Source organism: Robertmurraya sp. FSL W8-0741 (genome assembly GCF_038004005.1).
Taxonomy (GTDB): domain Bacteria; phylum Bacillota; class Bacilli; order Bacillales; family Cytobacillaceae; genus Robertmurraya; species Robertmurraya siralis.
The window spans coordinates 3,958,552-3,982,257 of the sequence record NZ_JBBOQG010000001.1 but is presented as its reverse complement, the minus strand read 5'-3'; the positions used below and the strand labels follow the sequence as shown (position 1 = coordinate 3,982,257).

Here is a 23,706-nt window from a genome sequence, read left to right as displayed (position 1 = left end):
GGATGAAGATGAATGCTAAATCGATTTATAGTGATGAAAAGATAGTATCGAATCAACATCAATATAATAAAGAGCAGCGTTCTCTGCTTATTAAGAGAATTCTATCAAATAGATTAATGATGTTTGGAAGCATTATATTAATTTTGTTAACGATTGTTGCGTTCCTTGCTCCTGTTATCGCAACCCAAGATCCGCTTGCTATTGATGCTTCCTCCAGACTACAAGCTCCTTCATCTGAACATTATTTCGGTACAGATAATCTTGGTAGAGACCTGTTTAGCAGAGTGATTTATGGAACGCAGGCCTCGATGGTTGTTGGAATTTCCGTTGCTCTAATATCAGGTTTTTTTGGAATGGTGATTGGTTTGTATTCTGCCTATAACCGTTACTTGGATCATGTCTTAATGAGAATATGCGATGGACTAATGGCCTTTCCAGCAATTCTTTTAGCCATTGCCATTATGGCGGCACTTGGACCAAAAACTGTTAATGTTATTGCAGCATTAAGTTTTGTTATGATTCCAACGGTTGCCAGGGTTATTCGCTCGGCTGCGCTAGTGGTGAAAGAACAAACCTATATTGAAGCTCTGAAATCCCAAGGTGCAAGTGGAATAAGGATTATTTGGGTGCATATTGCACCAAATACAATATCTCAGTTAATCATCCAGCTTACTTATGTATTCGCGATATCTATTATTATCGAGGCAAGTCTCAGCTTTTTAGGCGTAGGTATTCCTGCTCCAGATCCCAGTTGGGGGAACATTATTTATGAGGGAAAAGCTGTTATATATAACGCATGGTGGATGACTGTTTTCCCAGGAATGTTTATTATTTTAGCTGTTTTAGCATTAAATTTATTCGGTGATGGACTAAGAGATCTGTTAGATCCTCATAGCAAAAAATAATGTAAATAGGAGAGGGGGAGAGTGGTTTATATGGAGCCTCTTTTAAAGCTAAATCAATTAAAAACAATCTTTTCTACTGAAAAAGGAAAGGTGACCGCAGTAGATGATGTATCCTTTGAAATTCATGCTGGCGAAATGGTTGGACTTGTCGGCGAGTCAGGTTGCGGGAAAAGTGTTACATCCGAATCTATTCTGCAATTGTTAAATGAAAAGACAACAAATTATGAAGGCAAGATTTTATATAAAGGGAAGAATTTATTAGAGCTTTCTGAAGAACAAATGAGAGGAATACGTGGCAATGAGATCTCTATGATATTTCAGGATCCGATGAGTTCACTCAATCCTGTTTATACGATAGGAAATCAGATTGCAGAGGCAATCATGATTCATCAAAGGGTTGGAAAAAAAGAGGCAAACTTAAGAGCAATTGAAATGCTACGTCTAACAGGTATCCCGTCTCCGGAAAAAAGGATTCATGAATATCCGCATGAACTATCGGGTGGGATGAGACAGAGAGTTATGATCGCACTTGCTCTGTCTTGTAAACCACAGCTTTTAATTGCTGATGAACCGACGACGGCACTTGATGTGACTATCCAATCACAAATATTGGAGCTTATACAGGAATTGAGAGAAGAACTTGATATGGGAGTGATTTTAATTACTCATGATTTAGGCGTTGTCGCAGAAGTATGTACACGCGTCATCGTTATGTATCTGGGTCAAATTATTGAAGAAGCTGATGTAAAGACATTATTTAAGAGTCCTCTTCACCCATATACAAAAGGTCTACTTAAATCTATTCCACATTTGGATGGTGACCGCACACAGAAGCTGAATGTTATAAAGGGGGTTGTTCCTTCTTTACAGGACGTACCGAGCGGATGTCGATTTGCGCCAAGATGCGATTTTGCTACTGAACAGTGTCATGAGAATCCTCCAGAACTATTGGAGTTAGAAAATGGACAAAAGGTTAGATGTTGGAATTATGAACATATTTTGAGGGAGGCAAAAGATCATGCAGTCACTACTTCAGAAAACAAATGACGAACGTCCTCTTTTAGAAGTAAAAGGCCTTAAAAAGCATTTCCCAATTACATCTGCTTTAGGAAAGGTTCAAGGATATGTTCAAGCTGTCAACAATGTAGAATTCACACTAAATAAGAGGGAAACTTTAGGTTTAGTAGGTGAGTCAGGATGCGGGAAAAGTACTACTGGACGTACCATTCTTAGATTAATTGAACCAACATCAGGTCAAGCCTTGTATAAAGGAAAAGATCTTTTTCAGTTAAAGCAAAAAGACTTTCAGAAAATGCGCAGCAAGTTGCAAATGGTTTTTCAAGATCCTCATAGTTCAATCAATCCGAAGCAAAGGATTGGACGAGCTATTGAGGAACCGATGAAAATTCATAAATTATACGATTCAAAAGAACGTTCAGAACGTGCGATGGAGTTATTAAATAAAGTTGGGCTTAGAGGAGATCAATATTATCGATATCCTCATGAATTTTCGGGAGGACAGAGACAGAGAATTGGAATTGCGAGAGCATTGGCCTTAAATCCTGAAATTTTAATATGTGATGAGCCTGTTTCAGCATTGGATGTTTCGATTCAATCCCAAGTTATTAATTTAATGGAAGAACTACAGGAACAATTCGATCTTTCCTATATTTTTATTGCCCATGATTTAAGTGTAGTTAGACATATTTCTGATCAGATTGGAGTCATGTATCTCGGTGAATTGGTTGAGAAAGCGCCAACGGATGAACTGTTTTCTCATCCTCTTCATCCTTACACAAAAGCGCTTTTATCATCTATTCCCGTTGCAAATCCTGAATTTAAACGGGAAAAAATTGTCTTGAAGGGAGATATTCCATCACCTCTCAATCCTCCTGCAGGATGTAAATTCCATACTCGCTGTCCATATGCAATTAAGCGCTGCAAAAATGAAGAACCAGTATTTAAAGAGGTAGCAAAGAACCATTCAGTTGCATGTCATTTAATCGATTAAACTGTTTTTTAGCAGTTATTTCAAAAATAGGAGTGTTATTCAGATGCTTAAGTCATTATTTACTAGATTGGAAGAGATTTATCCAGAATTAGTAGCGATACGTAGAGATTTGCATATGTATCCTGAACTTTCATTTCAAGAAGTGAATACACCTAGAAAAATTGCGGATTTTTTAGAAAATCTCGGTTTAGAAGTTAGAACAGAAGTCGGAGGTAGAGGAGTTGTAGGGAAGTTACGCGGCGGAAAACCAGGAAGGACGATTGCTTTCCGTGCCGATTTTGACGCACTTCCGATTCAAGACGAAAAAGAAGTGGAATATAAATCACGAGTTCCGGGAGTTATGCATGCATGTGGACATGATGTACATACTGCCAGCTTATTAGGGGTGGCAAAAGTTTTAAGTGAGGTAAAAGAAGAAATTAGCGGAACCGTTATTTTTATCCATCAATTTGCAGAAGAGCAAATACCAGGTGGGGCGAAATCGATGATTGAGGATGGCTGCCTTGATGGAGTGGATGCTATTTATGGTGTTCATGTTTGGTCATCCCTTCCTATTGGTACAATTGGCATTATTGAAGGGGACGCTATGGCAGCAGGAGATAAATTCGAAATTGAAATTATTGGAAAAGGAGGGCATGGTGCCAAACCGCAAATCACTATTGATTCTTTAGTGGTCGGAGCCCAATTAGTTAATAATTTACAAAATATTGTAAGCAGAAGAATTGATCCATATAAGCCAGCAGTTGTAACAGTAGGGACATTTCAAGCCGGCCAAGCGTTTAATGTCATTGCTGACAGGGCCAGTTTAACAGGTACGGTTAGAACATTCGATGATGAGGTTCGAGATTCTATTGAAGCAAATATAAATCAAATTGCAAAATCAACATGTGAAAGCTCAGGAGCGAAAGCAAATGTGAATTATATAAGAGGGTATCCATCTTTATGGAATCATCCAGAGCATATTCAAAAAGCAGAAAATGTCGCTATTAATCTTTTAGGGAAGGAAAACATTAAATATCCATTACCTTCAATGGGAATGGAGGACTTTGCTTATTATTTAAAAGAGGTGCCTGGTGCTTTTGTATTTGTTGGAGGTGGAAATAGCGAATTAGAAGCGGAATATCCACAGCATCACCCAAAATTTAATGTTGATGAACGATCCATTTTGATTAGTGCGAAGTTTTTCTTATCCATTTTATTAGAGGAATAGCTATATCCCTGTTTTCTAAAAGGATATCAATATGTTGAGAATAATGTAAAATACTAGGAGGCCTTTTATGCGCTTAAAAAATAAAACGGCGATTATAACCGGTGCTGGCAATGGAATTGGAAAAGAAACAGCACTATTATTTGCAAAGGAAGGAGCAAATGTTGTTGTCACCGATATAAATGAAGAAGCAGTGAATCAGACTTCGGAAGAGATAAAAAAAAGCGGGGGTAAAGCCATTTCCATTTCTCATAATATTAGTTGTGAAAATGACTGGGAAAAGGTTGTTTTAAAAACATTAGATAACTATGCCGAAATCAATATTTTATTTAATAATGCCGGAACATTTTTAATAAAACCATTAATAGAGACGACACTTGAAGAATGGCAAAACCTTATGAATATTAATGTTGCAGGTACTTTTCTTGGCTTGAAGCATGTCATACCAGTGATGATGAAACAAAATGGTGGCTCAATTATCAACAACTCTTCAACTGCCGGCTTAGCAGGTTCAGTAGGGGTTTCTCTTTATGGAGCAAGTAAAGGGGCTATTCGCAGCCTGACCAAGCATGTTGCCATGGAATATGCATCCTATCATATTAGAGCAAATTCAATTTATCCGGGGTTTATTGACACGGATATGATGAAATATAGGGGAGAAATAGACCAATCAAATGAGCAGCAGCAATCAAAAGGGGTTCCATTAGGAAGAATCGGTTATCCGCAAGAGGTAGCTCGAACAGTTCTATTTCTAGCTTCTGAAGATTCAAGTTATACGACCGGAGCAGAATTTGTGATTGATGGGGGAAGATCCGCTGGCAGATCTCCATCGAAAGGTGAGATGTATGAATAAAGGAACCGTATGTTTAACTTTTGATTTTGATGCAATCTCGTTATGGCTTCAACGAGATATGACCACGATGACGTCAATATCTAGAGGAGAGTTTGGCGCTGTTGCAGTCCCAAGAATTCTGCATATGCTGGGAAAGAGAGATATTCAATCCACCTGGTTTGTTCCAGGACACACAATAGAAACCTACCCTGAAGTTTGCAAAGCTATTATAGAGCAGGGGCATGAGATCGCCTTGCATGGGTATGCCCATGAAAATTTTAATATTCTTTCTTTTGAAGAAGAGCGGGAGATTTTACAAAAGTCTATTGATGTAACAGAAAAGGTTCTTGGATTTAGACCAAAAGGATTTCGTTCCCCTTCTTGGGATGTTTCTTCAAGAACAATAAAAAATCTCGAAAGCTTGGGAGTTGTTTATGATAGCAGTCAAATGGGCAATGACTACTCTGTCTATTTTAGCAGATGTGAAGATCAACATTTTAAAGCTCAAGCTTCAAAGTTTGGAGAACAATCAAAAGTTGTTGAGATTCCCGTTTCATGGTCTCTTGATGACTATGTTTATTTTGAATATTTGAAAACATCGACTGCTGTTTTTCCGGGGTTGAAAAGACCAGATGAGATGTTTGGAAACTGGAATGGAGATATCGATTATATGCTCCGTGATTTTCAAAACGGTGTTTTAGTTGTCACTTTTCATCCACAGGTATCAGGTCGTGGGCACCGATTATTAGGTATAGAAAATTGGATAGATGGTTTAATGGAAAAAGGGATTGGCTTTTCCAGAATGGATAGCATTGCAGATTCCTTTTTAAAAGGCACCGAATTTGGAATTTATGCTCCGGAGTGACTTTAAGATCTGACCTTAATGATTTACAATCGAATATTGCCAAATTTTTGATGAACTTTTCGAAAAGCGGCTTAATCCTATGAATACATAGGTTTAGGCCGCTTTTTCTATTTTTAAAAAATTTGGCTTTGTTATATGTCGGTGTTGATTTTTGGCTTATTTTCTCTCTGATTTCATGAAGCGATAGAGAACGCTTGTTTTCTCACATCGCTTCATGGAATCAGAAGACCTTTTTTGTATAACTGAAAGGCTAATAAGGTTTTAAGGAATGGGAATGATATTTATTTAGTGGGATGAAAATTGCGGTTATGATAACTGGCATTTTAAGAGAAGGAGTAGTCGGATGAAAGCAAGTTGGAACCTATTTTTAATGGATATGAAAAGTATTGGGAAAAACTGGGCAGCTATCATTGTTATTGTTGGACTAATTATCCTCCCTTCCCTTTATGCGTGGCTGAATATTGAAGCCTCGTGGGATCCGTATGCCAAAACGGATCAAATTCCGATAGGGATCGTTAATGAAGATAAAGGTGCGGCAGTACGTGATCAAGATATCCATGTTGGGGACGAAATAGTTCACACATTAAAAGAAAATAGATCAATGGATTGGCAATTTGTTAATCGTAAAAAGGCGATGAATAAATTAGAATACGGAGATTATTTTGCAGTTCTAATCATTCCAGAAAACTTTTCGGAAAAATTAGGAACAGTCATTAGCGCTCAACCTAAAAAGGCAAATGTTGAATATTATGTAAATGAAAAAATAAATGCGATTGCGCCGAAAATTACAGAAAAAGGGGCAAGTGTGATTGTTGAGCAAATTAGCAGCAATTTTATATCAACAGTTAATGGGATTATCTTTGAAATATTCAATGAGTTAGGAATTGAGATTGAAGAAAATATGCCTGACATTGAAAAATTTGAAGACTATATTTTTAGTTTGGAAGAGAAGCTGCCGGAAATTCATACAATATTGAATAACACAATCGTAGATGCAGATCGGGCAGATGGTTTAATCGATAAGGCACACAGGATGATCGCTAGAGCGGACCAGGCAGCTTCAAATGGATTACAATTAATCGATGAAACGACCCATTTTCTAGCAAATGCCGAGAAACGTTTGGACGAGATTTCACCAAAGGTTAAAGAGGATGTAGAGAAAATTCAGAGGATGTTATCGCAAGTAAAAGAATTTGAAGACAGACTTGATCGAGCAAAGGTGGAATTTACAGAAGAAAGAAACATGAGTGAATCGATAAATAGACAAATAAATGATATGCTTCAAACAATCGGAACGATTGAAGATGCACTTATTCAATTTCAGAAACAGGATGAAGAACCGTCGAATAATCAAGAAATTATTTCCAAATCATTAAGTAGGTTGAAGCAAGTAGAAGGAAATTTAGGTGAACTGCAGGACCAAGTAAATGCAATCGATTTGTTATTGGAAAATAAACAAGAAGAATTAAATAATTTTTTCGCTGACATAAAGAGTCGTACAGCTAACAATATTGGTGAGATCGGTTCATTAATCAAATATTACAATGTATCGATTGAGCCTACTGTGAGAAATGGGGTAACGAGTGCAAAAGAGACGTTAGCTGATGCGAAAGAAATATTATTAAATATTCAGTCAGCTATACCTGATGTGGAGAAAATGCTATCACGAACAGAAAGTAACTTGTCAGAGGCGAAAAAGATTCTTTATTATGTAAGTGGAGAATTTCCATACGTGAATGAAAAAGTAAGAGAATTGGCAAAAAAACTACGATCCATACATGGTGAAACAGATATCAACGAAATTATTGAGCTTTTGCAAAATGATCCAGAAGCAGAACGAGGTTTTTTTGCTGAACCGATTGTGCTTAAAGAGCATCGATTATTTTCTATACCGAACTACGGAACGGGAATGACTCCATTTTATACGGTTCTTGCCATATGGGTTGGGGGGTTGTTGTTGATTTCTCTAATATCAACCGAGAGCCACCAAAAAGAAGATTACACAGAGAGGCAAGTATATATTGGACGTTTGCTTACATTTGTGAGCATAGGATTTTTCCAAACATTGATTGTTACCTTAGGGAATATGTTATTACTTCAAGTTGAAGTAAAAGAACCAATGTGGTTTGTTCTTTTTGGAATACTTTGTAGTTTTGTTTTCATGACGATTGTGTACACGTTCGTATCTGTTTTCGGCAATGTAGGGAAGGCGCTTGCCATCATTCTACTAGTGCTTCAAATAGCTGGTTCAGGGGGCACGTATCCAGTTGTATTGCTGCCAGAATTCTTTCAAGTCATTCATCCATTCTTACCTTTCACCTATGCGATCGATCTTCTTCGTGAAGCTGTTGGAGGGATTGTTAGGGAGAGGGTATGGCATGACGTTTTATCCATTTTAATATTTGGCTTACTAGCACTTGTACTAGGAATATTCTTGAAAGAATCCATTAATAAGCATACAGAAAAATTTAAAAAGAAAACAAAGGAGTCAGGGCTGTTTCATTAAATCGATCCCAAAAAAGTTTTCTATACTCATATGTTTTTTATGGACAGCTTTATAACAACACTTCTTCCTGTTACTTTGAGTAAAAGAATATTTACATCGATAAACATTTCAAAACAAAGTGAGAAGCAGATCGCAGCGATTCCTTTTTTTACACTCATGTTTATTACCAAAAACGAATGCATTCCACACTAAAATACGTCAGTCCCAATTGCGTATAAATGGGCGTAACGTAAGGATGCTGATCATGGGCAGATTACCTCTACATAAAGGAACCATTGGTTTTTTGATAGTATTCCTTTATGCTGAGGCCATCAAGCGAAGCGCGGAAGTAAAAAAGATACTCCACAGCAAAGCGAATAAATATCTACTCTTTTGACAGAATTCCAAAACGTATTTCCAGATATTGTGTAATTATCTAAAGTTGTGTCTATTCTTAAATAAATTAAAAAGAACAGTAAGTATTGTCTAATGTGTTTTTATTATTTATATAAGTGAAATATTTTTTATAAGGTGATATGAAATGAAAAAAGGATTATTAGTATTAATGATCGGCTTTTCTTTGATTTACTTTTCAAGTTGTGGCTCCAAAGTAAACACCATTCCTTCTGAAGTGCACAAAGACTTTTTAATTCCGAGTAATGCAGTGAAATCATCAGATTATGTCTTTACTAATAAAAAATTGGCTAAAAGTGTGGAATATAAGATTTCAGGGGCAGCCAGTCCAAAAAGTTTTTTTAACTCTGCTGAATATATTGAGGACCTTGAAAAAAAAGGTTGGAAGGAAATTAATCAAGAAGGAAGTATGAAAATCTATAGCAATGGAAAAGAAACTGTTTGGTTAGAATTAAATGAAGAAGATGTGACCATTTCTTTATTAAAGTAGCCTTTGAATAAAATCTGTTAGATTTATAAAAAAAGAGGATAGGGTTTGTCAAGAAAAGTGTGTAAGTTATTCCAGATATTTCTTTACACGATCCTTCAGGTGGGCATGAACTAGCAGTTGATTCATGACCATAGCCCATTGTTGGATATGTCCGCTTTCCCATTTCTTTTCTAATTCTTTCGTTTAAAGCAGAGTCCATCTTCAAATACTTGGATTCTTTTGTTCAAAGAACCGACCTAAATCATTAATAACAAAGCTTCTCCAAGGTGTTCCTGGAAATATGGAATATTCCTCTAGTCTTTGAGAAATGTAATACTTTATTTCATTTCTCAAAGACTTTTATTTAAAAATTTGATAAAGTCGCTGGATGGAGGAGGCTTTCGCTTTTATGGTGGGAGTTTGAAGTTTATCTGCAGAATCTTTCTAAACGACTATAAATCAAAAAGAAAAGGGAAGTGAGCATTTTTCTCCCCCTGATTACTTTATCGACAAATAATATGAAGATTTATTATGGCCCTATTCTACATTAATGGAATTGTTACTCGAACCTCTCCTCCACCTTCTTCCGTGTTTCCGAGAGTTAGCTCTCCGTTATGAAGATTGACCGCACTTTTTGCAAAGGTTAGTCCCATTCCATAATGACCTTTAGAATGACGGCTTTTGTCATCCATGTAAAAAAGCTCAGTCGCTTTTTTTAATGCGGCTTCTGAAAATCCTATTCCTGTGTCTTTCACAACAAAAGAAAAGAATTCAGAGTCGCATTCAGCATGCACGGAGACAGTTCCGCCTTCCGGTGTATAATCAACCGCATTTGTTAAGATGTTCATGAATGCCCGATGCAGTAATTGCCAGTCTATCATTGCTTCATCTAGGAGATGTTCAATTGTAAACATAATATCGATTGTTTTATTTCCTTTGTAAGCAATGATGTCTTCTTGCAAGGTTTCAGTTAATGTAGCTATTGATTCTTTCTCGAAATGAACCGTTAAAGAATCCTCCATTTTTGATAAATGAATTAACTGATAAATATACTGTTCAATTTGAATTCCCGCACTGATAATGTATCTTGTATATTCAGCCTGTTCCTCATCTTGTGCAGATAAGCTAAGCAGTTCAGCGTTTCCTTTAATGATGGTAATGGGAATTTTGATGTCATGTGCTAAGGAGCCAATTTGTTCTTTTTTGTTTTTTTCTAAACGCCATTGTGCCTCAAGAGAAGATTGAAGTGCATCTCTCATTTCAATTAAAGAGTTTATGACATCATCGAACTCTTTTATATGTGTAAATGTAGGTGTGAATTGTAAATTTTGCTCCTTAATATTTCGGGTGATTAAACTCAGTGTTTCAAAGTTTTTTCTTAATTTATTGGCAAAATAAGTGGTAATCATGGCAATAGCGAATATGAGCAGAATGATTAAAATACAAATACTTGTTAATTCATAGTTAGGGAGATATTTCCTCAGTAAGGGTGAGCTAAATTCCGCCCGTAATGAATATTGCAAAACACAATATTCATCCCTTCTTTCTATAATCAAATAACCTTTTTGCTTGTAATTCACATATGGTTTCTTTTCAATCTTATTTTTTACCAACTGCAGGTCTTTATCTTTAATAGTCCCGGCTATCTTTTGTTTCGTATCCTTATCAAGGAGGGCATATGACATCGTATCTGGGATCATATCAGGTGTTATTTTTCGAGCAGTTTCAAGCATAGGTATTAGCTTTTCTGCTTCCCGTTCATGATAATTGGCTGGTTGGAAAAAACCAACATTTATGGCTATTGTATTTAAAATAAAATAGAGAACTGTAATAATAAACAAACATAAAGATAATGTAACAATATATTTTATTAATTCCCTGAGGAGGTTTTTTTTTCTTGCAAAAATTATTCCCATTTATATCCTACGCCCCATACTGTTTTAATGGGATCGACACCATGTTCTTTGCACTTCTTCCGAATTGTCCTGATAAATTCGGTAATGGTGGAATAAAGGGCGTCTCCATTTATACCATATACCTCCTCATAAATTTGTTCTCTTGAAAAAGTTCTCCCTTTATGCAGTGCTAAAAATTCACAAATTGTATATTCATTTTTTGTTAAATTGAGACTGTGGTTTTTGATGAAAACTTCCTTACTATCAAAGTGAAATACAAATCCGGAAATGACTCTTTTCGATTGATGCTTTTCTCTGCCTTCCCTTCTTAAATGTGCATTAACTCTGGCACTAAGCTCCTTTACGCCAAAGGGTTTTGTAATATAATCATCTCCACCGGTAATCAGACCTTTCACGATTGCTTCCTCTTCTGTTTTCGCCGTGAGAAAAAGGATCGGACAATCGACAAATGGCCGTATCTGTTTACACAATTCAAAACCGTCTATATCTGGCATCATCACATCAAGCAAAATTAAATCGTAGCCTTGAAATTTATCAGGGGGGTGTCCCTGAACAGTCTCTAATATGTCAATATGATGCTGGTCACGGCGTAGTATATTTTGTATAAGCACAAGAATAGCTTTGTCATCATCGACTGCAAGAATCTTTGCCATTTCTTAATTCTCCTTTCACTACTCGAATGTTCTGTTGCCCTCCCATTTGTGAAACCATATGAGGCAAGCAATAAATATCATTATAATACCAATGGTGGCAAGATATGTACCATTAGTCATTTCATGAATTAATAAAGGCCGTAGCTTTTCACTAAACTCTTTAAAGTGAATGATCCCATTTAATCCAGATAATCTGATTCCCCATGCCCAAGGATTATACTTCCATATAGCATCTCCTAATCCAGTATTCATAAGGGCAGTCATGAGCAAACCGGCACCGCCTAGTAAGACAGATGCTCCCATTCCAAACTTGCAGCTGATAAAAAAATAAAGTAAATAGAGAACGATACAGCTTGCAACAAGCCATGCCCCCCCTGTTATAAAAATACTATAAGATAAATTAGGAACTTCTAATACAAATGTTAGTCCAATTAAATATATGATCATAGCCAGACTTATGGAAAAAATATTTAAGATTATTAACATAAGCACTTTGCTGATAAATGCAGTGATTTTCGGAAACGTGCTCCCAAGCAATACTTGAAATTTCCCTGCACGTTCTTCCAGTGAAGCCGTCATCCCACAAAGAATTCCGATAAGAAATGGTAATGAGATGGCAATGACCTCGGTAAATGTTCTGTATAATTGGTATTGATTTTGCTCTCTTCCATTAAGATACAGGATTAAGATGATTGAACAAATAACTGGAATAAACAAGTGCAACCACATAAATGAAGTCCGTTTCATCTTCTGAAAATCGGCTTGTATGCTCCTAAAAAGTAAGATCAATTTACAGCACCTCCTGTTTTTTCATTTTGTCATTTGTAGAGGAGGCGAATAAGTGACTTGTCAGGAACGATAATATCATAAATAATAGGATAGCTATGATAACGGCAGGCGGTATAACCCACCAGCTGAGTAATGGATCATTAATTTCTAAATAAGTTCCATTAGGATGAATGCCGATTGTCGGACACATCATGCGTATTGGCCAGCTCCAAGGAGAAACCCACCAAAAGGAACTGGATGCAGGCATAATCCCTAAAACAAGTGTTCCAAAAAGATTTAGCATTACTGCAGCAGTACCCCCCAATTTCTTAGCCACCATTAAACAAAGGGGAATTTGCCAAAGACTTGTCACCCATAGCAGTAAACTTGCAGAAATGGTGGAAAGGCTAATAAAGGTAAAATTAGGAATAACGAAGCCCATGCCATACATGAATACTAAAAACGCAAGTTGAGATAGCAAAGAATAAGTCATAATAACCATTATTTTGGCAAACCAAAGCTTTCCTAGATCGATTGGCAATGAATACGTACTATTATAATTGGATGCTTTTTTTTCCTTTTGATGGGATAAAGAGCATAATAAAGCAATCATTACCGGTATGAAAATAATCGACCACCAATTAAAAGTACCCGGGACAAAATATTGAGTATTTAATAGAAAAGAGAGCCCAATATTTAATAGTGGGACGAAAACAATCATTTTTCTTGAAAATGTTCTTTTGAATTTTAGATTTTCTGCTTTAATATAATTTCTCATCTTTTCATTCCTTCTTTTTCTCGGCTTTTCTTGACAACTTCCATAAACAATTGTTCCAAATTCCCCGATTTGTTTATCTCTCCTTCATATCCAAGGTATCCGTCGCTAATAATGCCGATATAGTCGGCTATTTGCTCAACTTCTGAAAGAATATGACTAGATAAGATCACAGTAATCCCTTCTTGAGGAAAGGAACGAATAAGTTCTCTTAGCTCTTGTATACCAATGGGATCAAGTCCATTTGTAGGTTCATCCAGAATTAATAATTTGGGGTGATTTAACAAGGCAATTGCGATTCCAAGTCGTTGTTTCATCCCCATTGAGAATTGTCCTGCTCTTTTTTTACCAACATGCTGCATATCGACAATCTTTAAAACTGTGTGAATCCGTTCTTCTGGAAGGCCAAGCAAAGTGGCATGTACTTTTATATTTTCGAAAGCAGTTAAATTATCATAAAGAGGTGGAGACTCGATTAGTGAACCAATATTTTTTAAATCTGATCTTCTCCATTTGTGCCCATCAAAGAAAATTTCTCCAGACGTATTTCGCAAAATTCCGGTAATAATTTTAAGCGTAGTTGATTTCCCAGCACCATTTGGACCAAGCAAACCATAAATACTATTTTTATACACGGTTAACGAAACATCTGATACTGCTAATTCCTTGCCAAATTTTTTTGTAAGATTTTTTGTTTTTAACAAAACTGTTTCCATGTCAATCTCTCCTTTATTTCGTTATTTCTCTTTAAAGACCGCCTGAACATAGTGGGATTAAATGACCAAGCCACATCTGAAAAAACCTTCTAAATGCCAATTGCTGTTATTCTAAAATATAATTATCAAGTTTTTATCAAAATTTTTGTTTTGTCTTTAAATGACTTGGACTTAAGACGTTGTAGAATTCTGGATGAAAAGGTTGTTCGAAGAAATATTTGCTAATAAGTGAGAATAAAAACTTTAAACATTGGGAGGTTCACTTTAAAGACTTCCTCGGTAACATACAATCTCATCAATTTTTGGCATTCCCCTCGTTTTCTAAAAATGACATGTTATACTAAAAAAAATGAGAAAGATATAAATTTTAGGGGGAGTATTTGATGGGCATCATTAAAGCAGCGTTAGATACTGTAAAAGGCAGTTTAGCAGATCAATGGTTGGAAGTGATTGTGCCTCAGGAGATGAGCGATACAACGGTTATGTCTGTTGGTGTTAAGATGAGAACGAAAGATAAAAGAAATTCGAATAAGAAAGGGACCGATACGACCATTTCCAACGGGTCGGTTATCCATGTACAGGCCAATCAATTCATGCTATTGGTTGATGGCGGAAGAATTATTGATTATACGGCGGAAGAAGGCTATTACGAAGTAGTTAATTCATCCATGCCATCTTTATTCAATGGTGAACTTGATGAAACGGTCAGAGAGACGTTTAATCGTTTTAAATTTGGCGGCATGCCTTCCTCTTCGCAAAAGGCGTACTTTATTAATCTTCAAGAAATCAAAGGAATTAAATTTGGAACACGAAATCCGATTAATTACTTTGATAATTTTTATAATGCGGAATTATTTTTGCGTACTCACGGCTCGTATTCGATTAAAATTGTTGATCCGTTAAAATTTTATGAAGAAGCGATCCCAAGAAATAAAAATGTAGTGGATATTAACGAAATTAATACGCAATATTTATCTGAGTTTATGAATGCCTTGCAAACGGCGATTAACCAAATGTCGAGTGATGGCATTCGCATCTCATTTGTTGCTTCAAGAGGAATGGAATTGGCAAGATACATGTCAAGTGTACTCGACGAGGAATGGACGCGACTTCGTGGAATGCGTGTAGAGTCAGTAGGGATCAATAGCATTTCCTATGATGATCAGTCACAAAAATTGATCAATATGAGAAATCAGGGAGCGATGCTTCAAGACGCATCTGTTCGGGAAGGTTATGTTCAAGGCTCAATTGCTCGTGGACTTGAGGCGGCTGGTTCAAATGAAGGCGGGGCCATGAATGGATTCATCGGAATGGGAATGGGGATGCAGGGAGCCGGAAATTTTTCTCAAAGTGCTTCTGAAACGAATAGGTTTCAAATGCAGCAGCAAGCACAACAGCCTGTTACTCCCGGTAATTCAGCTACTTGGCAATGCGAGTGCGGACAAAAAAATGAAGGAAAGTTTTGTTCAGAATGTGGTTCACCGAAGCCGCAGGTAGATAGCTGGAAATGTCAATGTGGCAGTGAAAACAGCGGCAAGTTTTGCTCCAATTGTGGAAATAAAAAGCCTGAAGCGCTCACTTGCAGTCAATGTGGATTCACTGCTCCAGAAGGGGCAGCAATGAAATTTTGCCCAGAATGTGGAAGCAAATTTTAAGCGGTATAATGAGGTGATTTACGATGGGGGTTATCGTCTATAAATGTATTAATTGTGGCGGACCGCTTGCCTTTAAGGCTGATACGCAAAACTGGACATGCGATTATTGCTTAAGTGAATTTCATGAGCAGGAAGTGCGTTCCTTTATTAATAATGAGCAGGCCGAGGCAGAGAAAAATACAGAAATAGCACATGAGCTTGAACAGGAATTTCAGGAAAATGCTGTTGGGTACAGTTGCGAAAGTTGTGGGGCTGAAATTGTCACAGATGATACAACGGCTGCCACTTTTTGCTATTACTGTCATAACCCAACGATCATCCCAAGAAGACTTGAGGGGGAATATCGTCCAGAAAAAGTGATCCCATTTCAAATTAATCGTGAAAGGGCAACTGAATTATTTATTAACTGGTGTAAGAAAAAACCGCTTCTTTCAAAACAATTTACGGCAACTTCAGAACTTGAGAAGCTGTCGGGGATTTATGTGCCGTTTTGGCTCTTTCATTGCAGCCCGTTTGGAGAAATCAGCGGTGATGCTACAAAGGTTCGTTCCTATACGAGAGGGGATACTCGTTATACTGAAACAAAATATTATCGTGTTCTCCGAGAAGGAAAAGCGATTTTTCGAGATGTGCCTGCAGATGGTTCACGAAAAATGGACGATGAACTGATGAGTGTTTTGGAACCATATCATTACAAGGATTTAACCGATTTTTCCATGTCCTATTTATCGGGATACTTAGCAGAAAAATATGATATGGATCAAAATGATGTCTACCCGAGAGTATCAGAAATCATGAGAAAGAATATGAGTACGCTGCTACGGGAAACAATAAATGGCTACAGTTCAGTGAGCGTAAAAAGGACTGACGTAAAATTAAAAAACGTCGAAGCCACATATGTCCTGCTGCCGGTATGGATGTTTACTTACCAATTTAAGGGGAATACTTATATTTTTGCGATGAACGGGCAAACCGGAAAAATTGCTGGAAAACTGCCAATTAGTAAAGGAAGGGCAAGCGCATGGTTTGGAGTGGTTTCCGCAGCTTCATTTGCAGCATTAATGATAGGAGGGCAATTTATATGGTGAAAAAAGTATTTTTTTTGCTGCCATTTATGCTCCTTCTTTTCAATTTAGGAACAAATGCACTTGCCGCTTATGAAAAAATTTTTGATCAGGCACAGTTGTTTATAGAGACAGAAAGAACGGAACTTAATGACAGGGCAATGACACTAAGTGAACAAGCAGAGATGGACATTGTGATAGTAACAACTGATGATAGCGAAGGGAAGTCTTCAAGCGAATATGCCCGTGATTTCTATGAAGAACATGGATTCGGCTATGAAGGGACATTGGATGGTATCCTTTATCTTTTAAATATGGATGAACGTGAAGTTTATATTTTTACAAGAGATAAAGGAGCAAAATATATTGACGCCAATAGAGTAGAAGAATTGTTAGACGAAGTGTATCCACCTTTAGGAGAAGAGCAATATGGTAAAAGTGCCGATATTTTCCTTAAAGAACTAGAAAGAATGATAGGGGAGGGAGTTCCTATTGATTCCCATCCTGATGACTCGGGTTACTCATACGGAGATACTGAAAATGTTTATCCGGTTGAGCAGCATGAAACTGGTGATTTAAGCTGGTATGAAAAACTAGGTATCTATTTACTAATCTCCTTTGCGATCGGTGGAATTACAATCGGTACGATGGCAATGGGAAACAGGGGCCGTTCAACTGTCAATGCGAGGACCTATTTGCAAGACAATTCCTTCACACTGACGAGAAAACATGATCAGCACTACAATACCATTGTCACCCAGCAAAAAATACCGAAAGCGAATAACAACAGTGGTGGTAGTTCATTCACAGGTGGTAGCGGGGGCGGAATCGGCGGAGGTGGAAGAAAATTTTAAGCTTTCGGTCCTTTTTGAAAAAAATGAATTGCGACATCTGTCTGCTTCTTGGACTGGGCTTTAAAAGGGCTGTGCCAAACGTATTGCAGTTTCTCTTAAACTTCTAAAGAGGCGCTGAAAAGTTTGACTTTTCAACTTTTAATAACCTGCTAGCTTGGAAGCTCCCAAAAAAGAGTGATCTCTCGGGTTCATGAGACAAATTTCGGGTGGTAACCAAAAACAAAAAAGCTGTCTAAATTAAGACAGCTTCTTTGTTAATGGTTTAGAAAACCCCTGGCTATGCCGGGGGTTCCAGAGAGCTTAAAGCGTGGTAACAAAAAAACCTCACTTCATGGTAGGATAAAGTTGGTTTCCCGACCACTTTATCTCACTCATGAAGGAGGTATGCCCTGATGAAGGACATGAATAGTTTAGCACACACAACATGGAATTGTAAGTATCACATAGTATTTGCACCAAAATACAGAAGGCAAATGATCTATGGAAAATACAGAAAGAGTATTGGACAGATCATAAGAGACTTATGTGAAAGGAAAGGCGTCATCATACATGAAGCAAATGCTTGTCCAGATCATATTCATATGTTGGTGAGTATTCCACCGAAATTAAGTGTATCTCAGTTTATGGGGTATTTAAAAGGAAAAAGTAGCCTGATGATATTTGATCGACATGCGAATCTGAAATATCGCTATGGAAATCGAAAATTCTGGTGTCGAGGTTTCTATGTTGATACAGTGGGAAGAAATAAGAAGCAAATACAAGAATATATAAGAAATCAGCTAAAAGAGGATTACGTGGCTGATCAATTAACGTTGTTCGAAGAATTTGATCCATTCACAGGAGAGAAAAATCGGAAGAAATAAAGAAATTCTTTAGAATTAGTGAGTGAATGTGGTGCAGAAGGGAAACCCTTTCAGTTGGCCTTTAAGGCCAAGGCCGGTAAGAGAGGCTTTCAGCCGAAGAGCAAACCACCAGTTCACACTGGTGGTTTTGATTCTCGTGGATTCAACTCGACTTAGAAAGGTATTATTTATTCGATATTTTCTAGTTATATTGAGTAGACAAAACGTAATCACAAAAAGTGGCGTCATATTCTGTTGCACTTATCGTTTACTTGTGAAAAATGATTTTGGCCTTTTTCTATGAAAGATACCTAACGTATTTTATGTGAAGAGTTACTCCAGTATTAAATAAAAATGGCTGTCAGTGAATCATGCAAAAGAGTGATTTTTTTTAGGAATAAATGTCAGATACTATACAATGGAACCAATCCACAGGCAGTATCTGACATTTTTGCATCTCTTAACAGTGTTCGGATAAAAGATTGCTCCCACTTATTTTGGTCGCGCTATTATCTTCAAGATCTCCATCAATATAAGCGCGCCAAAGGAAAGTCCAAGAACAATCAACCACTCGCTGAAGCCAAATTCAGCAGGAATGGCAAAAACTTCACGGGCAAATGGCAAAAGGGTGATGCCATATAGAACAAAACCCAGCGCTACAGCACCAATTACATACTTATTACTAAAAAGCCCGGCGCCTATAGCTGTTTGTGTGGTGGAACGGGCAGCAAACGTTTGTAGGGTACGTGCCAAAATTAATGTAGAGAATGCCATTCCAACACCTAATTCTTCTGAATGCTGCAATCCAATGTAATGTGCAGTGATGACGGCAATCCCAATTAATATACCCCTCGTTAAAACAGCTCGCATCGTCCCGCCGGCAAAAATTCCTTCATCAATATTACGTGGTTTCTTCTTCATCACACCAGGTTCTGATTTTTCCATTCCCAATGCGATTGCTGGTAATGAATCATTTACTAAGTTAATAAACAACAATTGAAGTGCAGTGAATGGATTGGACCAGCCCACGATAACGGCAAATAATATTGCAATAATCGCACCTAAATTTCCAGCAAATAGATAGCCAATCGCTTTTTTTATATTGTCAAAGACGGTGCGTCCAACGCTAACAGCGTTAACAATTGAGACAAAATTATCGTCTGTTAAAATCATTGCAGATGCGTCTTTGGCAACATCTGTGCCACTCCCCATGGCAATTCCAATATCTGCTTGCTTTAGTGCCGGCGCATCATTCACCCCGTCACCGGTCATCGCTGTAATTCTATTTTTCTTTTGCCAGGCCCGGACGATGCGAATTTTATTTTCTGGTGACACACGTGCATAGACAGAAATAGCTTCTAATTTTTGCTCCAATTCTTCATCAGAAAGGGCATCTAACTCTTGACCTGTGAGAGCGAGATCATTCTTATCCATAAGTCCAATGTTTCTACCGATTGCTTGGGCGGTTGTTTTATGATCTCCTGTGATCATAATAGTGCGAATCCCTGCCTGCTTAGCTTGCTCAATCGCACCATATACTGCTTCACGGGGCGGATCGATCATGGCTGTTAAACCGACTAAAACGAGATCATTTTCATCTTCAGGTCCAATTGCGCTTTTCTCCTTCGGCAGTTGTTTAAATCCATAGGCGAGTACTCGAAGCGCTTCGTTCGAATACTCTTCATTTGTCTTTTGAAATCGCTGTAATGCTTCTTTTGTTAACGGTTCTATTTTTCCATTAATAAGAACATGAGTCGCGCGGCTGAACATGACATCAGGTCCACCCTTGGTCAAAATCATCCTCGAATCATTAATGGTATAAACGGTTGACATTAATTTACGCTCAGAGTCAAACGGAAGCTCTGCTTCTCGGTTGTTTTTATTTCGAATTTCTTCAAAGTTCTCGACGTAGTTGATTAACGCTACTTCTGTCGGGTCACCAATCTCTTTCCCTTCATTATTAATATAGGAATCATTGCAAAGCACCATAATCTTAAAAAGCATTTCCTCTTCGCTGCTCCAATTTTGACGCACCTTTGGAAACTCTGCCTTTTGGCCTTTACTTGTAGTAAAATAGTTTGTTACCGTCATTTTATTCTCAGTCAGAGTCCCAGTTTTATCGGTGCAGATTACACTAGTAGAGCCTAGCGTTTCGACAGCTGGAAGTTTTCGGATGATCGCATGCTGTTTCGCCATTTTATTTGTTCCAACTGATAAAACGATTGTAACGATGGAAGACAGAGCTTCTGGAATCGCGGCAACTGCAACGGCAACTGCAAACATTAATGAATGTAAAATCGCTGTTGTCATATCATCTGTATTGTCACCGAGCCAGATTCGCCCAACCTCTACGATGAATATGAGAATACAAAGGATGAGGATTCCGATACCTAGCTTCTTACTGAATACATCGAGCTTGCGCTGTAATGGCGTTTGTTTCTCTTTTGCTGTAGCAATCAGGCTGGCAATTTTACCGATTTCGGTTTGTTCACCTGTATTTGTTACGACGAAAGAACAGCGACCATAGACGACTAAAGAACTGCTAAAGACCATGTTGCGGCGATCCCCTAAGGCAACTTCTTCACTAATTGCTGCAACATGTTTTTCAACGGCCTCAGACTCACCAGTCAGCATGCCTTCATTTACTCTTAATGATTCGCTTTCTAAAATACGTCCGTCTGCAGGAACTTGATCCCCTGCTTCAAGTAAAACAATATCACCAATGACAAGCTCTTTTGCGGCAATTGTTTGTCTTACACCATTCCGGATTACTTTTGCATTCGGTGCAGACATATTCTGTAATGCCTCAAGCGAGCTTTCAGCTTTTTTTGTTTGCACAACGCTAATAATGGAATTGATAATGAGAACAAGAAAAATGATGATAGATTCAACTATTTCTCCGAGAATGATTTGAACGCCAGCGGCAATTAAAAGTACAATCACCATCGAGTCCTTAAAAGTTTCCAAAAATAACTTCCATGTCGGAACTTTTTCTTTCCCTTTTATTTCGTTATAGCCATTTTTATTTAACCGTGCATGTACTTCTTCAAGAGTTAAACCATTTTCTGATGTTTGCAGATGCTCGAGAACAATATTTTTGCTCTCACGATAGAATTGCATCATTCCATTAACTCCTTTCCTCTATCTTAATATGTGTATTCTATTCCAAATAATGCTTTTTTTAAATAGTAAACCACGCTATCTGTATTCAAAGATCGGGGCTCATCAAGCAATTTGAACATTTGCAGTGAAAAATTGAAAGTGAACATAAAGTAGGTTTTTAAAAGGGATATTAAGGGGCAAAGAGATTTTACAATTTGGGAAGGAAGAATGGCGTCGAGATCAACATTTTTGAATACATCGATAAAGTATGTGAAGCAAAAGTATTAGCTGGTATACTTGTTATGACTCAGCCTGCAAATCCAAGAAATGATAATGATTTTTCCTATTCTCCTTTAATGAAACATCAGATTGTGGCAATCGTCAATAAAGAGCATCCGAGATCCAGAAAAGATAGCATTACGTTTACCGAGTTTAATAATGAAAAGCTGATTCTAATCGATGACCTTTTTCGATTGTTTAGGATTAGACTTTCTTTGTTAAATATTATTTTTGATTTTCCATGAAACACTGGTTTCGTGGTATTCTGAGAGAGAATGAGCCAAAGATCAACATCGACTAATGTTGAAAAAAAGGGATATTCAATCCCTTTATGTGAAATATTCTAAAATCGCATCAGGAAAAAACTTTTCCATATAGGAATAAAGATGGGATTTAATATCTTCTTCTTCATCCTTTTGATAAATATACTTTCCAATACCATACTTCCCCCATTTATACCTTCGTTTCTCTTCGTTCAATTCTAATTTTGTCATGGGGTAATTTTTTTCAATAACCCGCTTCGCTGGCTTTGTAAAACGATGTTGAATAAATTCAAAAGTGAGATCTTTTTTCGCTTCAGATGGTAACTCAGCATCCAAGCGCTCAAACATGTGATAATAACCTTCTTCCCATCCTTCATGCAAATAAATGGGAGCGACGATAAAGCCAAGTGGATAACCAGCTCTGGCAACTTTTCCGGCTGCTTCAATTCGTTTCTCTAATGGAGATGTTCCTGGCTCAAAGTTTTTAATGACATAATCAGCATTAATACTAAACCGAAACCGTGTTTTTCCATTATGTTTTGCATCCAGTAGATGATCAACATGATGGAATTTCGTGACAAATCTTAATTTTCCCAGCTCTGATTGACCAAAATGTTCAATCGCTCTTTTCAGTGTATGTGTTAAAGCATCAATTCCTACAATATCAGACGTGCATGATGCTTCAAATCTTGTTACCTCAGGAGCCCTTTCCTCCATATATTGATCAGCTGCAGATAAAATCTCCTCAACATTCACATATGTCCGGATATAGGGCTTGCTTCCCATCGTAGTTTGTAAATAACAATAATGGCAATGCCCCATGCAGCCTGTTGCGAAAGGGATTGCATACTCTGCCGAAGGCAAGGAGGTGTCGAATTTTAGTGTTTTTCTAATTCCTACTACAAGTGTAGACTTTGCTACCCTATATTTTTGAAAATCGCTGTCTCCAGGTAAGTTTCTTATTTGGTTATGTGATGTTGTATATCTTATTTCCACATCCGATTTTTCAAATTTGTCAAAAAGCTCTTTTCCTAAAGGGTAGTCTAAGGCTTTTGGTTCAAAATAGACTAATTTTGGTGTAAATGGTTTATTCATTCCAATACCCCTTCTGTAGCTTCCCCATAGTAGTAATGATAGGCCTGATTAGCTTCTTCCTCTGTTGAATAGATCGCCACTTCATCTGAAAGTGGATAATATGTTTCATACAAAAACAAAGCAAGTTCATTCTCTTTCTCTGGATGATTCACAACGGCTGCTGCTTGAATATTGGCTACATCCTGAGTATGAGGGTTACGATAAAAAACATAAACAATGTCTCCAGCTTGATAATCTTGATTTTGATTTGCCTGTTCCATTTCATCACCTTTTCAAAGAATTAAACCATTATTAAAATTTTGCCTGTTCGTGTGGTTAATTATGAATTCATTATTATGGAAAAACATTGGCAGCCCTTGTTTCTGCTAAAAGCTTTGTGAAATACCATTGTTGATAATACGATTTTTGGTTTATTTTGTGTAAAGCCGATGTTTCTACGAAATGAGCTGAAAACAAAACCAACATAAAACAAAGCCTGTTAAAAAAAGAGGATTTTGCCCATAATAACGTTGATTGACATCAATATCGAAATGGAG

At 37.3% G+C, this 23,706-nt stretch carries 21 protein-coding genes; 13 read left to right on the top strand and 8 right to left on the bottom strand.

The window, feature by feature from the left end:
* The first annotated feature begins 8 nt into the window (after positions 1–8).
* The 8 genes from NST02_RS19410 to NST02_RS19375 all read left to right on the top strand — a co-directional run bounded on the left by NST02_RS19410 (position 9) and on the right by NST02_RS19375 (position 9,209).
* Entirely contained in the window at positions 9–905 is an 897-nt protein-coding gene (locus NST02_RS19410) for an ABC transporter permease (RefSeq protein WP_340949607.1), read from the top strand.
* 30 nt (positions 906–935) lie between these two features.
* Positions 936–1,952 (top strand): ABC transporter ATP-binding protein, encoded by a 1,017-nt coding sequence (locus tag NST02_RS19405; RefSeq protein ID WP_095309431.1) that lies wholly within the window; start codon positions 936–938, stop codon positions 1,950–1,952.
* Complete coding sequence (locus NST02_RS19400) at positions 1,924–2,916, top strand: ABC transporter ATP-binding protein (protein ID WP_095309337.1); 993 nt, start codon at positions 1,924–1,926, stop codon at positions 2,914–2,916. Before NST02_RS19405 ends, NST02_RS19400 begins: the two co-directional genes overlap by 29 nt.
* 43 nt (positions 2,917–2,959) lie before the next feature.
* Positions 2,960–4,126: a M20 metallopeptidase family protein gene (locus NST02_RS19395; protein ID WP_095309339.1), complete on the top strand. Its 1,167-nt coding sequence runs from the start codon at positions 2,960–2,962 to the stop codon at positions 4,124–4,126.
* A gap of 67 nt (positions 4,127–4,193) precedes the next feature.
* On the top strand, positions 4,194–4,976 hold the full coding sequence (locus NST02_RS19390) for an SDR family NAD(P)-dependent oxidoreductase (RefSeq protein ID WP_095309341.1): 783 nt from the start codon (positions 4,194–4,196) through the stop codon (positions 4,974–4,976).
* Positions 4,969–5,820: a polysaccharide deacetylase family protein gene (locus NST02_RS19385; RefSeq protein WP_340949606.1), complete on the top strand. Its 852-nt coding sequence runs from the start codon at positions 4,969–4,971 to the stop codon at positions 5,818–5,820. The genes NST02_RS19390 and NST02_RS19385 overlap by 8 nt, the downstream gene beginning before the upstream one ends.
* Positions 5,821–6,163: 343 nt before the next feature.
* A complete protein-coding gene (locus NST02_RS19380) occupies positions 6,164–8,326 on the top strand; it encodes a YhgE/Pip domain-containing protein (RefSeq protein ID WP_340949605.1) in 2,163 nt (720 codons plus the stop codon).
* Positions 8,327–8,846: 520 nt separating this feature from the next.
* Positions 8,847–9,209 carry a hypothetical protein gene (locus NST02_RS19375; RefSeq protein WP_095309345.1) on the top strand — a complete coding sequence of 121 codons (363 nt, stop codon included), beginning with the start codon at positions 8,847–8,849 and terminating at the stop codon, positions 9,207–9,209.
* 521 nt (positions 9,210–9,730) lie between these two features.
* On the opposite strand, the gene NST02_RS19370 is transcribed toward NST02_RS19375, so the two are convergent.
* The 5 genes from NST02_RS19370 to NST02_RS19350 are packed head-to-tail and all read right to left on the bottom strand — an operon-like array spanning position 9,731 to position 14,016.
* Entirely contained in the window at positions 9,731–11,104 is a 1,374-nt protein-coding gene (locus NST02_RS19370) for a HAMP domain-containing histidine kinase (RefSeq protein WP_095309347.1), read from the bottom strand.
* On the bottom strand, positions 11,095–11,757 hold the full coding sequence (locus NST02_RS19365; protein WP_095309349.1) for a response regulator transcription factor: 663 nt from the start codon (positions 11,755–11,757) through the stop codon (positions 11,095–11,097). Before NST02_RS19365 ends, NST02_RS19370 begins: the two co-directional genes overlap by 10 nt.
* An 18-nt stretch (positions 11,758–11,775) precedes the next feature.
* The gene (locus NST02_RS19360) at positions 11,776–12,546 is read right to left on the bottom strand and encodes a lantibiotic immunity ABC transporter MutG family permease subunit (RefSeq protein ID WP_095309351.1); all 771 of its coding nucleotides are present in this window, start codon (positions 12,544–12,546) and stop codon (positions 11,776–11,778) included.
* Position 12,547: 1 nt separating this feature from the next.
* Positions 12,548–13,303 (bottom strand): lantibiotic immunity ABC transporter MutE/EpiE family permease subunit, encoded by a 756-nt coding sequence (locus NST02_RS19355; RefSeq protein ID WP_095309353.1) that lies wholly within the window; start codon positions 13,301–13,303, stop codon positions 12,548–12,550.
* Positions 13,300–14,016: a lantibiotic protection ABC transporter ATP-binding protein gene (locus tag NST02_RS19350; protein ID WP_095309355.1), complete on the bottom strand. Its 717-nt coding sequence runs from the start codon at positions 14,014–14,016 to the stop codon at positions 13,300–13,302. Before NST02_RS19350 ends, NST02_RS19355 begins: the two co-directional genes overlap by 4 nt.
* A gap of 383 nt (positions 14,017–14,399) precedes the next feature.
* On the opposite strand from NST02_RS19350, the gene NST02_RS19345 reads away from it, so the two are divergent.
* The 4 genes from NST02_RS19345 to tnpA all read left to right on the top strand — a co-directional run bounded on the left by NST02_RS19345 (position 14,400) and on the right by tnpA (position 18,452).
* Positions 14,400–15,671, top strand: coding sequence for an SPFH domain-containing protein (locus NST02_RS19345; RefSeq protein ID WP_212933896.1), 1,272 nt, complete (start codon positions 14,400–14,402; stop codon positions 15,669–15,671).
* 23 nt (positions 15,672–15,694) lie between these two features.
* On the top strand, positions 15,695–16,759 hold the full coding sequence (locus NST02_RS19340; protein WP_340949603.1) for a hypothetical protein: 1,065 nt from the start codon (positions 15,695–15,697) through the stop codon (positions 16,757–16,759).
* Complete coding sequence (locus tag NST02_RS19335) at positions 16,753–17,589, top strand: TPM domain-containing protein (RefSeq protein WP_340949601.1); 837 nt, start codon at positions 16,753–16,755, stop codon at positions 17,587–17,589. The genes NST02_RS19340 and NST02_RS19335 overlap by 7 nt, the downstream gene beginning before the upstream one ends.
* 392 nt (positions 17,590–17,981) lie before the next feature.
* Entirely contained in the window at positions 17,982–18,452 is a 471-nt protein-coding gene (gene tnpA / locus NST02_RS19330; RefSeq protein ID WP_340948879.1) for an IS200/IS605 family transposase, read from the top strand.
* 471 nt (positions 18,453–18,923) lie between these two features.
* Here tnpA and NST02_RS19325 read toward each other — a convergent pair whose 3' ends face one another.
* Entirely contained in the window at positions 18,924–21,551 is a 2,628-nt protein-coding gene (locus NST02_RS19325) for a cation-translocating P-type ATPase (protein WP_137744156.1), read from the bottom strand.
* 197 nt (positions 21,552–21,748) lie between these two features.
* Between NST02_RS19325 and NST02_RS19320 the strand changes: the two genes are divergently transcribed.
* Positions 21,749–22,057 (top strand): LysR substrate-binding domain-containing protein, encoded by a 309-nt coding sequence (locus NST02_RS19320; RefSeq protein ID WP_095309363.1) that lies wholly within the window; start codon positions 21,749–21,751, stop codon positions 22,055–22,057.
* Between the two features lie 84 nt (positions 22,058–22,141).
* On the opposite strand, the gene splB is transcribed toward NST02_RS19320, so the two are convergent.
* Together splB and NST02_RS19310 are read right to left on the bottom strand one after the other, a co-directional pair.
* The gene (gene splB / locus NST02_RS19315; RefSeq protein ID WP_095309365.1) at positions 22,142–23,170 is read right to left on the bottom strand and encodes a spore photoproduct lyase; all 1,029 of its coding nucleotides are present in this window, start codon (positions 23,168–23,170) and stop codon (positions 22,142–22,144) included.
* Complete coding sequence (locus tag NST02_RS19310) at positions 23,167–23,430, bottom strand: transcriptional regulator SplA domain-containing protein (RefSeq protein ID WP_095309367.1); 264 nt, start codon at positions 23,428–23,430, stop codon at positions 23,167–23,169. The genes splB and NST02_RS19310 overlap by 4 nt, the downstream gene beginning before the upstream one ends.
* Positions 23,431–23,706 lie beyond the last annotated feature (276 nt).